The following is a 13,961-nucleotide window of genomic DNA, read 5'->3' on the forward strand; positions in this document are numbered from 1 at the left end:
GTATGCTCCCGGTCCAGGAACGGCGAACCCACGGTGGCGATCCCGCGACGGAGCGGAACCGCATGGCGAGGCGCCCGCTCGGCGCCCGCGGCTGAAACGGGGAGGCGACATGCTCGACGCAGACGGAGGATCGGCCGCCGACGAGCTCGTCGCCGACGCGAACCGGCTGCGCCGCATCTACGACGACGAACTCGGTGCCGGCGGGTCAGCCGGCGCGCCGCGGCCGGTGGTATCGGATTCGTGGCAGCGCAGCCTCGCCGCCCTGGTCGATCCGGAGAGCAGGCTGCCCCCGCTGGTCTTCCACGCCGACGAGCTGCGCGAGGTCCGGGAGAACCATCCGCTGCACGCGGTGATGCCGCTGCTGCGCAACACCCTGGTGAGCATCGCGGACGAGGCGATGCACGTCATGCTGGTGACCGACGCCGACGGCCACGTGCTCTGGCGGGACGGCGCGCACGGCCTGATGCACTCCGCCGACGACGTCGGGCTCTGCGAGGGCACCCGCTGGACCGAGGACGCGATCGGGACGAACGCGATGGGTACCGCGCTCGCCCTCGACCGGCCGATGCGCATCCACTCCGCCGAGCACCTGGTGCGCACCTACCACGACTGGACGTGCGTGGCCGCGCCCGTGCACGACCCGGACACCGGCGACACCATCGGGGCCATCGACATCTCCGGGCCGCTGCACACCGTGCACCCGGCGCTGGTCCAGCTCGTCACCGCCACCGCCCATCTCGCCGAGAACCAGCTGCGGGTACGGCTCGCGATCGCCGACGAGCGACTGCGGGTGAAGAACATGCCGCACCTGTCCGCGCTGCGCGGCGCGGAGGGCGCGCTGCTCTCGCCGAGCGGGCGGGTGATCGCGAGCGAGCCCTACGGCCGGTTCCCGGAGCGGATCCGGGTCGAGCAGGGCGTCGAGCGGGTCCAGCTGGGGGACGGCCGGGAGATGGCCGTCGAGCAGCTGTCCGAGGGGTACCTGCTGGTGCCGCCGTCGCGGCGCCGGAGCCGGGTGACGCGGCCCGCCGGGTCGTCGCTCGCCCTGCGGTTCACCGGTGGTGCCGGGCCGCGGATCACCCTCGACGGAACGGATTCCGCGGCGACCCTGCGCCCGGCCGAGATCCTCACCGCGCTGGCCCTGCATCCCGACGGGCTGTCCGGTGAGCAGCTCACGCTGATGCTCTACGGGGAGGACGGCAACCCGACGACGGTGCGCGGCGAGATCCACCGGCTGCGCAGCTCGCTGGGCGCCGATCTGCTGCTGACCCGGCCGTACCGGCTGGCGACCGAGCCGGACGCCGACTTCCTTCGGATGCGGGCCGCACTGCGCGAGGGCCGCATCGCCGATGCGCTCGACGCGTGCCGCGGTGAGCTGCTGCCCCGCTCGGACGCGCCGGCGGTGCGGGAACTGCGTGACGAGCTGGCCGCCGGGCTGCGGCACGCGATCCTCGCGACCGACGACGCCGGGCTGCTGCACCGCTTCACCGGGCATCCGCTCGGCGGCGACGACCTGCAGGTGCACGAGCGCCTGCTGGACCTGCTCGACCGCGACGACCCGCGACGACCCGCGGTCGCGGCCCGCGCGGAGCGCCTGCTCACCTGAGCCACCCGCCCCGGGCTCAGGACCGGGTGGCCAGCGGGCTGTCCGGCTCGGGTTCCAGCTCGCCCGCCCGCCACAGCGCGGCGTAGCGCCCGCCGGCACCCACCAGCTCGTCGTGCGTGCCCTGCTCGACGATCCGGCCCTCGGCCAGCACGACGATCCGGTCCGACCGGCGGGCGGTCTGCAGCCGGTGCGCCACCACGAACGCCGTCCGCCGGGACGACACCCGCTCCCCGGCCGCCAGCACGGTCGCCTCGGTCGCCGGGTCCAGTGCCGCGGTCGCCTCGTCGAAGATCAGCACGTCCGGGTCGACCAGCTCGGCGCGGGCCAGCGCCACCAGCTGCCGCTGCCCGGCCGACAGCCCCTGGCCGCGCTCACCGACCGGGGTGCGGAACCCGGACGGCAACGACCGCACCAGGTCGAGCGCACCGACCGCGCGGGCCGCCGCCTCGATCCGCGCGGGCGACGCATCCGGCCGCCCGTACGCGATGTTGGACGCGACGTCGCCGGTGAACAGGTGCGCCTCCTGCGGGACGACGCCGAGCCGGGAGCGGTATCCGGCGAGTGGGTAACGACGGACGTCGACGCCGTCGACCCGCACCTGCCCCTCGCCGGTGTCGTAGAACCGGGCCAGCAGCTTGATCAGCGTGGACTTGCCGGCCCCGGTCGCCCCGACCAGCGCGACCGTCTCCCCCGGCGCGACCCGCAGCGAGATGTCGTCCAGGGCCGGCCGGTCGACCCCGGCGTAGCGGAAGGTGACGTGCTCCAGCTCGACCTCGCCACGCAGCCGCGCCGGCACCTCGACCGGCTCCAGGTCGCCGCCGCGGCCCGCCCGGTCGGGCACCGAGGTGGTGGTGCGCAGCAGCTCGGCGATCCGGTTCAACCCGACCCGGGCCTGCTGGTAGCCGTCGAACACCTGGGACAGCTGCTGGACGGGGCCGAAGAACAGGGTCAGGTACAGCAGGAACGCGAGGAGCACACCGGGCGTCATCTGCTCGGCGGCGATCCGCGCGCCGCCGACGCCGAGCACGACCGCGGTCGCGACGTCGGAGAGCAGCGCGACGAACGGGAAGTAGGTGGCGATGTAGCGCTGGGCCCGCAGCCGCGACCGGCGGTAGGCATCCGAACGCTCGCCGAACAGGTCGTAGCTGAGCTCCTCCCGCACGTAGGCCTGCGCGATGCGGACGCCGGTGACGTTCTCCTGGAGATCGGCGTTGACGACGCTGACCCGTTCCCGGGCCTCGGCGTAGGCTCGCGAGGAGTAGCGGCGGAAGACCACGGTGCCGGCCAGCAGCAGCGGGAGCAGCCAGCCCAGCGCGTAGAGCGCCAGCTCCGCGTCGGTCAGCACCAGCGCCACCGCGACGCCGGCGATCGTCAGCAGGCTGACCACGGCCTGTGCCAGACCGGTCTGCAGGAACGTCGACAAAGCGTCGACGTCGGTGGTCATCCGGGTCATGATCCGGCCGGAGAGCTCGCGCTCGTAGTAGTCGAGCCCGAGCCGCTGCAGGTGCGCGTAGCTGCGGATCCGCAGCAGATAGAGCAGGCTCTCGCCGGCGCGGGCGGTGATCAGGGTCTGGAAGCCGACCACGACCGCGTCGATCAGCACCACCAGCAGCCCGACCAGCGCCGCGATGACCAGCACGCGGGTCGCGCCGTCGACGATGCCGGAGTCGACCGCGACCCGGGCCAGGGTCGGCAGGGCGAGGGTGGCCAGCGCGTCGGCGATCATCAGCGCGATGCCCAGCACGAGCAGCGGCCGAACCGGTCGCAGCAGCGACGACAGCCGGAAGTCCGGGTCCGGTGCGGTCGGGTCGCCGCCACCGCGCAACTGCGGCGACTCGTCGGGCGGGCGCAGCTTCGCGACGGCGTCCAGCAGCTCCGGGGTGGCGCTCACCGAGCCGGCCCATCCGGCGGCGCCGCCACCCGCCTCGCGACCGAGCGCCCGGTCCGGATCATCCACGACCTCCCCGGTCGCCGGCCACAGCTCCGGCGTGGCCGCGGCGACCGCCACCCCCGCATCCGGGGTCCCCGGACCGGCGGCCGCCGAGGCACCCGATCCCGCATCCGGGGTGGCCCGGCCGGTCGCCGGCGCACCGTCGTCCGGCCCCTGCGGTGCGCCCGCCGCCGGATCCGGTTCCCGCCGGGCGGCGCCGCCCAGCTCGTCGACCGATCCGGTGGCCAGCAGCTCGCGGAAGAGCGGGCATCGGCCGCGCAGCTCGTCCTCGGTGCCGATGTCGACCACCCGGCCGCGATCGAGAACGGCGATCCGGTCGGCCAGTGCCAGCGTCGAGCGGCGGTGCGCCACCAGCAGCGTCGTGCGCTGCGCGGTCAGCTCGTGCAGCGTCTCGTGGATCGCCGCCTCGGTCGCCGTGTCCACCGCGGACGTCGCGTCGTCGAGCACGAGCACCCGCGGCTTCGAGAGCATCGCGCGGGCCAGCGCGATCCGCTGCCGCTGACCGCCGGACAGGGTCAGCCCGCGCTCGCCGACCTCGGTGTCGTAGCCGTCGGGCAGGTCCTCGACGAACCCGGCGACCTGCGCGGCCTCGGCGGCCGCCCGGATCTCCTCCTCGCTCGCGTCGGGCCTGCCGTAGGCGATGTTGTTGCGGATGGTGTCGGAGAAGAGGAACGCCTCCTCGAAGACCACCCCCAGCTCGGACCGCAGGTCGTAGCGCCGCAGCTCCCGCAGGTCGACACCGCCGATCCGCAGCGCACCGGCCTGCGGGTCGTAGAAGCGCGGCAGCAGCAGCGCGACCGTCGACTTGCCCGAACCGGCCGGCCCGACCAACGCGAGCGTCTCCCCCGGCTCGACCCGCAGCGACAGCTCGTCGAGCACCGGATCGGGCGCGGCGTGCCCGTCCGGCCCGGAGCCCGCCGGCTCGTAACCGAACCGGACGGCGTCGAGCTCCACCGTGAGCGGCCCGGCCGGCAGCTCGCGGGGCTCCGCCGGGTCGACCACCTCGGACTCGGAGTCGACGATCTCGTATACCCGCTCCGCGGCGGCCCGGGTGAGCTGTGCGGTGACCACCAGCGCACCGATCAGCCGGGCCGGCCCGACCAGCATCCCGACGTAGGCGGTGAAGGCCAGGAAGGTGCCGATATCGATCGAGCCCTGCGCGGCCATGTACCCGCCGACCCCGATCACCGCGACCTGGCCGAGGCCGGGCAGCGCGAGCAACGCCGGATTGAGCCGGGCGGTCAGCCCGGCGGCGCGCAGCCGCTCACCGTAGAGCCGGTGCGCCCGCTGCTCCAGGTCGGCGGTCTCGCGCTCCTCCTGGCCGAAACCCTTCACCACGCGGACGCCGGTGACGGTCTCCTCGACCTGCTGGGCAATCTCGGCGGCCCGCTGCTGGGCCGACCAGGTCGCCGGGAACAGCGCACGGCGGATCCGGTTGGTCGCCAGGAACGCCACCGGCAGCATGACGAGCGCGATCACCGTGAGCAGCGGCGAGAGCCAGAGCATCGCCGCGACCGCGACGACGACCAGCACCACGGTGCCCGCCGAGAGCGGCACCATCGACAGGAAGCCCTGCACGAGCTGCAGGTCGGAGATCGACCGGGAGGCGACCTGCCCGGTGCGCAGCCGGTCCTGCCGCACCCCGTCCATCCGCTGGACCGCGGCGAACACCGCGCGGCGCAGATCGTGCTGGACGTTCAGCGCCATCTTGCCGCCGAGGTAGCGGCGCACGAAGGCGCCGGCGAACTTCACGACGCCCAGCACCAGCAGCGCGAGCACCGCGGGCATCAGGACGCCGGTGTCGCCGGCGACGACGCCGTTGACGCCCTCCCGGATCACCAGCGGCCCGACCGCCTCCAGCCCGACCCCGGCCATCGACGCGGCCAGCGCGCCGATGGTGACGCGACGGTGCCGCAGACAGGCCTGCGCGAGGCGGCGGATCCAGCCCGGCCGGGCCGGACCTTCGAGGTGGGGGTGGGGCACGTCGGTCAGGCTATGCCCGGCCCCCGACAGAAAGCCGCCCGGTTCCGGTCGGGCCCTGGTCAAGCCCTGGTCAGGCGCTGATCAGGTGATGTCCCGCCGGCCGCCGACGACGACCGCGAGCGCGATCCCGGCGGCGGCCCAGCCGAGCAGCACCAGCAGCGCGACCCAGCCGGGCGGCGGGGCGCTGACCCCGGCGAGGAACTCGAGCACCATCCGGGCGTCGGTGCCGGCACCGGCCGCCTGCACCGGTGCCTCGTAGAGCGCCAGGTCACCGGCGTTACCGGGCAGGAACGAGGTGAGCCGGGCGAACACGGACGGATCCCCGAACGACGACTCCCCGGCACGCAGCGCCCCGGCGATCATGTTCTCGCCGAGCAGCAGGTAGCCGACGGCGAGGGCGACCGCGCCCGCCTGGTTCGGCACGAGCGTCCCCAGTGCGACTCCGAGCCCGCCCCACATCGCGCAGACCAGCACCCCGACCGCGCCCAGCCCGGCCAGCTGCCCCCAGCCCGGTAGCTGCTGGCCGCCGAGAACGGCACCGCCGAGCAGCGGCCCGAGCAGTGCGACGACCAGCCCGTAGAACCCGGCGACGACGGCCCCGACCACCACCTTCGCGGCCAACACCTGGGTGCGTGCCCCGGTCAGATAGGCGAGGGTGACCGTCCGGTGCCGGAACTCGCCGGCGGCCAGCAGCGCGCCGAACGCGGCTCCGACCACGGCGGTCATGCTCAGCGTCGAGGCCATCCCGGTGAGCAGCAGGATCGACGACGTCTCGGTCGCCGCCGGGACCAGCAGCGTGATCAGGCTGCCGAACAGGCTCATCGCCAGCGCGAGCAGCAGCACCGGGATCAGCATCAGCCACCACAGCCGGACCGAGAGTGTCCGGCGGATCTCCGCGTGCAGCACCGCCAGCCAGCGGTGCGGGGCGCCGACCGTCATCCGATCTCCTCCCCGGCGAGCAGCCGCAGGAACATCTGTTCCAGGCCGACCCGTTCCTCGGTCATCCCGTGCACCGCCACTCCGGCCGCGAGTGCGAGGTCACCGACCCGGACCGCGTCCGTCCCGGCGACCGCCAGCCAGCCCTCGTCGATCTTGTCGACCTCGGTGAGCCCGTCCGCGACGAGCGCCTCCGCCAGCCGCGCCGGGTCGGCGGCGCGCACCAGCACCCGCGCCCCGTGCCCGGCGCGCAGCTCGGCCACCTCGCCGTCGAACCGGCACCGGCCGCGGTCGATGACGACCAGCCGCCGGGCGGTCAGCTCCATCTCGGCGAGCTGGTGCGACGAGACGAGCACGCTGCGCCCGGACGCCGCGAAGGCGTTGAGGAACGACCGGAGCCAGGCGATGCCGTCCGGGTCGAGGCCGTTGCCCGGCTCGTCGAGCACCAGGATCCGGGGGTCGCCGAGCAGCGCCGCGGCCAGCGCCAGCCGCTGGTTCATCCCCAGCGAGAACCCGCCCGCGGCGCGATCGGCCGCCGCGCCCAGCCCGACCAGCGCGAGCACCTCGTCGACCCGGGTGTCGGCGACGCCGATCGCGGCCGCGGCCGCCCTCAGGTGCGCCCGGGCGGTGCGCTTGGGGTGCACCCCCTGCACCTCCAGGACCGCCCCGACCACCCGTCCCGGCGATTCCAGCGCGCCGTAGGGGACGCCGTCGATCAGCGCCCGGCCCGCGCTCGGCCGGACCAGGCCGAGGATCATCCGCAGCGTCGTCGTCTTGCCGGAGCCGTTCGGACCGAGGAACCCGGTCACCGATCCCGGCTCGACCGTGAAGCTCAGGTCGTGCACGGCTTCCACCGGCCCGAACTTCTTCCCCAGACCCTCCACGGTGATCCGCCCGGGTCCGGCCGGTGCCGTCTCCTGCACTCCAGGGCCCTTCCGCCGCTCGGCCGGTCCCGGGACCGCGCCCGGGTTCCGCGTGCGGGGCCATCCTGGCCCAGTCCCGGCGTCCCGGCCGAGCCGGGGCCACACCGGAGTTGTCCACAGGCCCGGCGGCCCCCCTGGTGCACGACGGACGGAACGGACAGGATGGCGTCCGTCACACCGACCGCCGAGTCGCAAGGGAGCCACTTCGTGATCGACCCGAACAGCACCGTCTCGTCTCTGCTGCGCAAGCACTCCTCCGAACGACCGGACGACGAGGCCCTGCGGTTCGGGGAGGTCGTCCGCACCTGGGCCGAGCTCGACGATCGGGTCCGCAGGCTGGCGTCCGCGCTGCGGGCCGAGGGGATCGGCCCCGGCGACCGGGTCGCGGTACTCGATCTCAACCACCCGTCCTGCCTGGAGCTCTCGCTCGCCTGCGCCCGGATCGGCGCGGCCAACGCGGTGGTCAACTTCCGGCTCGCGCCACCGGAGATCGTCTACGTGATCAACGACGCGCAGGCGAAGCTGCTACTCGTCGGCCCGGAGTTCGCCGGGGCGGCGGCCGGGCTGCGGGACAAGCTGGAGACGGTGCGGCGGGTGCTCCCGGTGGGGGGCGACGCCGACGAGTACGAGGCGTTCCTGAACGCGCACGAACCGGACACCGAGCCCTACGACGCCGCGCCCGACGACTGCTTCGTCCAGCTCTACACCTCGGGGACGACGGGTTTCCCGAAGGGCGCGATGCTCACCCACGCCGGGATGCTGGCGCACGCCGCGCACGTGGCGGCCGACTTCGAGCTGCGCCGCGACGATGTCGTGCAGGTGGCGATGCCGCTGTTCCACGTCGGCGGCACGAGCTACGCCTTCCTCGCGCTCGCCCAGGGTGCGCGGATCGTGATGGCCCGGATGCCGGATCCGGCCGCCCTGCTGGACATGGTGGCGGCGGAGGGCATCACGCACACGTTCTGGGTGCCGGCGCTGATGGGCGCGATGACCCAGGTTCCCGGTGCGGCGGACCGGGACTACTCGTCGATGCGGGCGATCTCCTACGGCGCCTCCCCGATGCCGCTGCCGGTACTGCGGGCGTCGCTGGAGCTGTTCGGCCCGCGGCTGCACCAGGTGTACGGGATGACCGAGGCCTGCGGCGTGGTCACCTCACTGGGCCCGGAGGATCATGCCGATCCGGCCGTGGCGCACCGCCTCGTCTCGGCGGGCACGCCGATCTCCGGCGTCACGATCGAGGTGCGGGATCCGGCGACCGGTGAGCGGCTCGGCACCGACGAGCCCGGTGAGATCTGGGTGCTGACCGACCAGCTGATGAGCGGGTACTGGCAGAAGCCGGAGGCGACCGCGGCCGCGGTCACCGCGGACGGTTGGCTCCGGTCCGGCGACGGCGGGCACATCGACGCCGACGGCTACGTGTTCATCACCGACCGGATCAAGGACATGATCGTCTCCGGCGGGGAGAACGTGTACCCGGCCGAGATCGAGCGGGTGCTCGCCGAGCACCCGTCGGTCGGCGACGTCGCGGTGATCGGCGTCCCGGACGAGCGCTGGGGCGAGGTCCCGAAGGCCTGCGTCGTCGCCGCCCGGGGCGCGACGGTCGACCCGGAGGCGTTGATCGCCTACGCCAGGGAGCACCTGGCGTCGTTCAAGTGCCCGAAGACGGTCGACGTGCTGGACGAGTTGCCGCGCAACCCGACCGGCAAGATCCTCAAGAAGGATCTGCGGGCGCCGCACTGGGTGGGGCGGGAGCGCAGCACCGTCTGAAAGTGAGACAGGTCGAAACTTGACCTGTTCCAGAAAAGTGGGCAGGCTCGCCCCGTGTCGATCGCTTCGGACCACGAGGGCATGTTGCGCGGAGCCGCGCTGCGCGTGACGCGCCCCCGGCTGGCCGTGCTGCACGCCGTGCACTCCCATCCGCACGCGGACACCGACACCATCATCGGTGTCGTCCGCAAGGATCTCGGTGAGGTCTCGCACCAGGCCGTCTACGACGTCCTGCGGGCCCTCACCGGTGCCGGTCTCGTGCGGCGCATCCAGCCGTCGGGCTCCGTCGCGAGGTACGAGGCGAGGGTCGGCGACAACCACCATCACGTGGTCTGCCGATCCTGCGGGGCCATCGCCGACGTCGACTGCGCCGTCGGCCACACGCCCTGTCTCACCGCGTCCGACGACAGCGGCTTCGTGATCGACGAGGCCGAGGTCGTCTACTGGGGCCGTTGCCCCGCATGCTCCACCCCCACCACCACAGATCCTGGAAGGAGTGCCCGTGTCTGACGAGCACGCCACCGTCGAGAGCGAGCTGAACAGGGAGGAGGCAGGAGGCTGCCCCGTCGCCCACGGCCGCATCGCCCACCCCACCGAGGGGGGAAGCAACCTTGACTGGTGGCCGAACCAGCTCAACCTGAAGATCCTCCGCAAGCACGGTGCGGCGTCCGACCCGATGGCTCCGGACTTCGACTACGCGAAGGAGTTCGCCACCGTCGACCTCGACGCGCTGGCGCGTGACGTCGACGCCGTCATCACCACCTCGCAGGACTGGTGGCCCGCCGACCACGGCAGCTACGCCGGGTTCTTCATCCGGATGGCCTGGCACTCGGCCGGCACCTACCGGACCTACGACGGCCGCGGTGGCGCCGGCGCCGGCATGCAGCGCTTCGCCCCGCTGAACAGCTGGCCCGACAACGGCAACCTGGACAAGGCCCGCCGGCTGCTCTGGCCGGTCAAGCAGAAGTGGGGCAGCAAGGTCTCCTGGGCCGACCTGATGGTCTTCGCGGGCAACCGCGCCCACGAGATCTCCGGGTTCCCGATGTTCGGCTTCGCCGGCGGCCGCGCCGACGTGTGGGAGCCGGACGAGGACGTCTACTGGGGCTCGGAGAAGGAGTGGCTGGGCAACGACGCGCGCTACGGCGGCAACTCCGACATCTCCAACCGCGAGCTGGAGAAGCCGCTCGGTGCCGCGCACATGGGCCTGATCTACGTCAACCCGGAGGGCCCGGACGCCAGCGGTGACCCGATCGCCGCAGCCCGCGACATCCGCGAGACCTTCGGCCGGATGGCCATGAACGACGAGGAGACCGCTGCGCTCATCGTCGGCGGCCACACGCTCGGCAAGACCCACGGCGCCGCGAACCCCGACGAGAACGGCAACGTCGGCCCGGAGCCGGAGGCCGCCGACATCACCGAGCAGGGCCTGGGCTGGAAGCAGAGCTACGGCACGGGCAAGGGGCGCGACGCCATCACCTCGGGGCTCGAGGTCATCTGGACCCGCACCCCGAACCGGTGGAGCCACGACTACCTCAAGCACCTCTACGCCTACGAGTGGGAGCTGGAGCAGTCCCCGGCCGGCGCCAAGCAGTTCGTCGCCAAGGACGCTCCGGAGATCATCCCGGACCCGGAGCCCGGCTACCCGAACCGCAAGCCGCGGATGCTGGTCACCGACGTCTCGATGCGGGTCGACCCGACCTACGGCGAGATCACCCGCCGCTGGCTGGACAACCCCTCCGAGTTCGAGGACGTCTACCGTCGCGCCTGGTACAAGCTGACCCACCGCGACATGGGTCCCCGCGAGCGCTACATCGGCGCCTGGGTCCCGGCCGAGGAGCAGCTCTGGCAGGACCCGGTGCCCGCGGTCGACCACCCGCTGGTGGACGCCGACGACATCGCCTCGATCAAGGCGAAGGTGCTGGAGTCCGGCCTGCCGGTGACCGACCTGGTCAAGACCGCCTGGGCCGCCGCCTCGACGTTCCGCCAGTCCGACAAGCGCGGTGGGGCCAACGGCGGACGCATCCGCCTCGAGCCGCAGCTGCAGTGGGAGGTCAACGACCCCGACACGCTGCGCACCGTCGTCTCGAAGCTGGAGTCCCTCCAGTCCGAGATCAACGGCTCGCTCGGTGGCGGGAAGAAGATCTCCTTCGCCGACCTGGTCGTGCTGGCCGGCGCCGCGGCCGTGGAGAAGGCCGCCAACGACGGCGGGCACGACATCAGCGTGCCGTTCGCCCCGGGCCGGACGGACGCCACCCAGGAGAAGACCGACGTCGAGTCGTTCTCCTACCTGGAGCCGACCGCCGACGGTTTCCGCAACTACCGCGGCAAGGGCCACACCCTGCCCGGTGAGTTCCTGCTGGTCGACCGGGCGAACCTGCTCGGCCTGTCGGCGCCGGAGATGACCGTGCTGGTCGGTGGCCTGCGGGTGCTGGGCACCAACACCGGTGGCTCGACGGCCGGGGTGCTCACCGATCGCGTCGGCACGCTGACGAACGACTTCTTCACCACGCTGCTGGGTCCCGACCTCACGTGGCGTTCGGTCGCCGGCGACGACGACGCCTTCGAGGCCGTCGACTCCTCCGGTGCGGTGAAGTGGACCGGCACCCGGGCCGACCTCGTGTTCGGCTCCAACTCGGAGCTGCGTGCGGTCGCCGAGGTCTACGCCAGCGCCGACGGTGGCGACAAGTTCGTGCAGGACTTCGTCGCCGCCTGGAACAAGGTGATGAACGCGGACCGGTACGACCTGGTCTGATCCCGCTCGACGCCTGACACCCGCGACGCCCGGGCCGGTTCACCGGTCCGGGCGTCGCCGCGTTCCGGCCCGGCCCTGTCCCCGGGGCCGATCCACGCAACCCGGCCGTGCCCCCTGAGCCGATCCGCGACCCGGCCGGATCACCCCAGCGCCGCGAGCTCCCCCGCCAGCCGCTCCGGCTCGGAGAACATCGGCCAGTGCCCGGTCGGCAGCGACACGAAGGACCACTCCGATCCGCCCATCTCGGCGAAGCCGGGAACGCCGGCGTCGATCAGCGGGCGGACCTGCTCGGGGGTGAAGCTGCTGGCGACCACGGTCTTCGGGAGCGTCGGGTCCGGTGTCCCCCGGCAGGCACCGGTCAGGATCGATCCGGCCGGCTCCACCAGCGACCGGGAGCGGATCTCGTCGAACAGGGCGTCCGGGATCCCATCGGTGCTGGTCCCGAGCACCGCGAACTCCGCGCGGTCCGGCATCGGCTGCCCCCAGCCGTGTGCGTCGATCGCCGCCCTGGTCCGTTCCTGCACGGCGGGCTCGCCGAACTCGATCTGCGCGACGCCGTCGGGCAGCGGCCCGGTGTCGACGAACACCAGCCGGGCGACCCGGGCCCGGGCCCGCTCGGCGACCGCCGCACAGACCGGGCCCGCTCCGCTGTGCCCGACGAGCACCACCGGACCGGCGAACGTGCCGAGCGAATCGAGCACCGCGAGCACATCGGCCACGTGCGAGTCGGCGGTGTCCGACGGCGCGTGGCCGAGCTCGACCGCCGTCACCTCGTGTCCGCGGGACCGCAGGTCCGCGGCCACCGCGTCCCACGCCCACGCGCCGAGCCAGAAACCGGGGACCAGCACGTATGTCGTCATGACCGGAACACTGCTACCCAACGAGGACAGGTCCGGTCCTCGTTCGCCGATCAGTTCGCCGGGCGGTCCCCGGACCGTGCGGCCGCCAGCCGGGCGGCCTCGCGCTGCGACTCGGCGCGGGTGGTGCGCTCGCGGCCCAGCCACTCCGGCTGCTCCTGCTTCAGCGCGGTGATCTGCTCGGTGGTCAGCGGCTCGGTGATCCCGGCGCGGGCCAGCCCGGAGATCGAGACGCCGAGCCGGTCCGCGACGACCGGTCGCGGATGCGGGCCGTCGCGGCGCAGCTCACGCAGCCAGTCCGGCGGATCGGCCTGCATCGCGTCGAGCTCCTCGCGCGAGATCACCCCGTCCCGGAACTCGGCGGGGGTCGCGTCGAGATACACCCCGAGCTTCTTCGCCGCCGTGGCGGGCTTCATCGTCTGGGTGGACCGCTGCCGCGTCATGTCCCCAGGGTATCGGGGCGCCACCGGCGGATAGCCTGGGCTGGTGACCGGCCCGGACGTCCCCGCATCCTTCCGGCTCGGCTACGTGCCGGGCGTGACACCGGGCAAGTGGGCGCGGATCTGGGCCGAGCGCCTCCCCGACGTCGGGCTGGAGCTGGTCACCGTGACCACGGCCGATGCGGAGGACGCCGTCCGCACCGGCGCGGTGGACGCCGCGGTCCTGCGGCTGCCGATCGACCGGGCCGGGCTGCACGCGATCCCGCTCTACACCGAGACCACCGTGGTCGTCGTCCCGAAGGACCACGTGGCCACCGCGGTCGACGAGCTCACCGTCGACGACCTGGCCGACGAGCTCGTCCTGCACCCGCCGGACGCGGCCCTGGTCTGGGACGGGCCGGCGCCGGGCACGGCGGCGGCGACCGATCCGGCCACGACGGCCGATGCGGTCGAGCTGGTCGCGGCGGGCGTCGGCGTGCTGGTCGTCCCGCAGTCGCTGGCCCGGTTGCACCACCGCCGGGACCTCACCTACCGGCCGCTGACCGGCGGGCCCACGTCGAGCGTGGTCCTGAGCTGGCCCGACGCCGAGACCTCCGAGCTGATGGAGCAGTTCATCGGGATCGTCCGCGGGCGCACGGTCAACAGCTCCCGCACCCCGCCGCGTGCCACCGAGCGGCGGCCGGCGGCACCCGCCCGGACCCCGGCCCGCCGACCGGCGCGGCGCGGCAGGCCCCGCCGGTAGCCCGGAC

Annotated in this window: 10 protein-coding genes; 5 read left to right on the forward strand and 5 right to left on the reverse strand. The window is 73.5% G+C overall.

Annotated features, from left to right (window positions below):
* Nucleotides 1–109: 109 nt before the first annotated feature.
* Nucleotides 110–1,603: a helix-turn-helix domain-containing protein gene (locus tag Pdca_RS27500; RefSeq protein ID WP_085912916.1), complete on the forward strand. Its 1,494-nt coding sequence runs from the start codon at nt 110–112 to the stop codon at nt 1,601–1,603.
* 16 nt (nt 1,604–1,619) lie between these two features.
* Here the strand turns inward: Pdca_RS27500 and Pdca_RS27505 are convergent, their stop codons facing one another.
* The 3 genes from Pdca_RS27505 to Pdca_RS27515 form a co-directional block, all read right to left on the reverse strand.
* On the reverse strand, nt 1,620–5,546 hold the full coding sequence (locus tag Pdca_RS27505) for an ABC transporter ATP-binding protein (protein ID WP_085912960.1): 3,927 nt from the start codon (nt 5,544–5,546) through the stop codon (nt 1,620–1,622).
* A 72-nt stretch (nt 5,547–5,618) separates the two neighbouring features.
* On the reverse strand, nt 5,619–6,476 hold the full coding sequence (locus Pdca_RS27510) for a hypothetical protein (protein ID WP_085912915.1): 858 nt from the start codon (nt 6,474–6,476) through the stop codon (nt 5,619–5,621).
* Complete coding sequence (locus Pdca_RS27515; protein ID WP_085912914.1) at nt 6,473–7,396, reverse strand: ATP-binding cassette domain-containing protein; 924 nt, start codon at nt 7,394–7,396, stop codon at nt 6,473–6,475. Before Pdca_RS27515 ends, Pdca_RS27510 begins: the two co-directional genes overlap by 4 nt.
* Nucleotides 7,397–7,603: 207 nt before the next feature.
* Between Pdca_RS27515 and Pdca_RS27520 the strand changes: the two genes are divergently transcribed.
* Genes Pdca_RS27520 through katG form a run of 3 tightly spaced genes read left to right on the forward strand, consistent with a single transcriptional unit; the run spans nt 7,604 to nt 11,915 of the window.
* On the forward strand, nt 7,604–9,163 hold the full coding sequence (locus Pdca_RS27520) for a long-chain-fatty-acid--CoA ligase (protein ID WP_232021235.1): 1,560 nt from the start codon (nt 7,604–7,606) through the stop codon (nt 9,161–9,163).
* 54 nt (nt 9,164–9,217) lie between these two features.
* On the forward strand, nt 9,218–9,673 hold the full coding sequence (locus Pdca_RS27525) for a Fur family transcriptional regulator (protein WP_085912912.1): 456 nt from the start codon (nt 9,218–9,220) through the stop codon (nt 9,671–9,673).
* Nucleotides 9,666–11,915: a catalase/peroxidase HPI gene (gene katG, locus Pdca_RS27530; RefSeq protein WP_085912911.1), complete on the forward strand. Its 2,250-nt coding sequence runs from the start codon at nt 9,666–9,668 to the stop codon at nt 11,913–11,915. The genes Pdca_RS27525 and katG overlap by 8 nt, the downstream gene beginning before the upstream one ends.
* Nucleotides 11,916–12,055: 140 nt before the next feature.
* Here the strand turns inward: katG and Pdca_RS27535 are convergent, their stop codons facing one another.
* Together Pdca_RS27535 and Pdca_RS27540 are read right to left on the reverse strand one after the other, a co-directional pair.
* Nucleotides 12,056–12,775, reverse strand: coding sequence for an alpha/beta fold hydrolase (locus tag Pdca_RS27535; RefSeq protein ID WP_085912910.1), 720 nt, complete (start codon nt 12,773–12,775; stop codon nt 12,056–12,058).
* Nucleotides 12,776–12,825: 50 nt separating this feature from the next.
* Nucleotides 12,826–13,215, reverse strand: coding sequence for a DUF5997 family protein (locus Pdca_RS27540; RefSeq protein WP_085912909.1), 390 nt, complete (start codon nt 13,213–13,215; stop codon nt 12,826–12,828).
* 43 nt (nt 13,216–13,258) lie between these two features.
* On the opposite strand from Pdca_RS27540, the gene Pdca_RS27545 reads away from it, so the two are divergent.
* Nucleotides 13,259–13,954 carry a LysR substrate-binding domain-containing protein gene (locus Pdca_RS27545; RefSeq protein WP_085912908.1) on the forward strand — a complete coding sequence of 232 codons (696 nt, stop codon included), beginning with the start codon at nt 13,259–13,261 and terminating at the stop codon, nt 13,952–13,954.
* Nucleotides 13,955–13,961: the final 7 nt, after the last annotated feature.

Origin of the sequence: Pseudonocardia autotrophica (assembly GCF_003945385.1) — a bacterium.
GTDB lineage: Bacteria > Actinomycetota > Actinomycetes > Mycobacteriales > Pseudonocardiaceae > Pseudonocardia > Pseudonocardia autotrophica.

Excerpts from the sequence above, each read along its gene's own strand:
- Pdca_RS27535 (WP_085912910.1), bottom strand. The coding sequence starts at position 12,775 with ATGACGACATACGTGCTGGTCCCCGGTTTCTGGCTCGGCGCGTGGGCG.
- Pdca_RS27510 (WP_085912915.1), bottom strand. The coding sequence starts at position 6,476 with ATGACGGTCGGCGCCCCGCACCGCTGGCTGGCGGTGCTGCACGCGGAG.
- Pdca_RS27540 (WP_085912909.1), bottom strand. The coding sequence starts at position 13,215 with ATGACGCGGCAGCGGTCCACCCAGACGATGAAGCCCGCCACGGCGGCG.
- Pdca_RS27500 (WP_085912916.1), top strand. The coding sequence starts at position 110 with ATGCTCGACGCAGACGGAGGATCGGCCGCCGACGAGCTCGTCGCCGAC.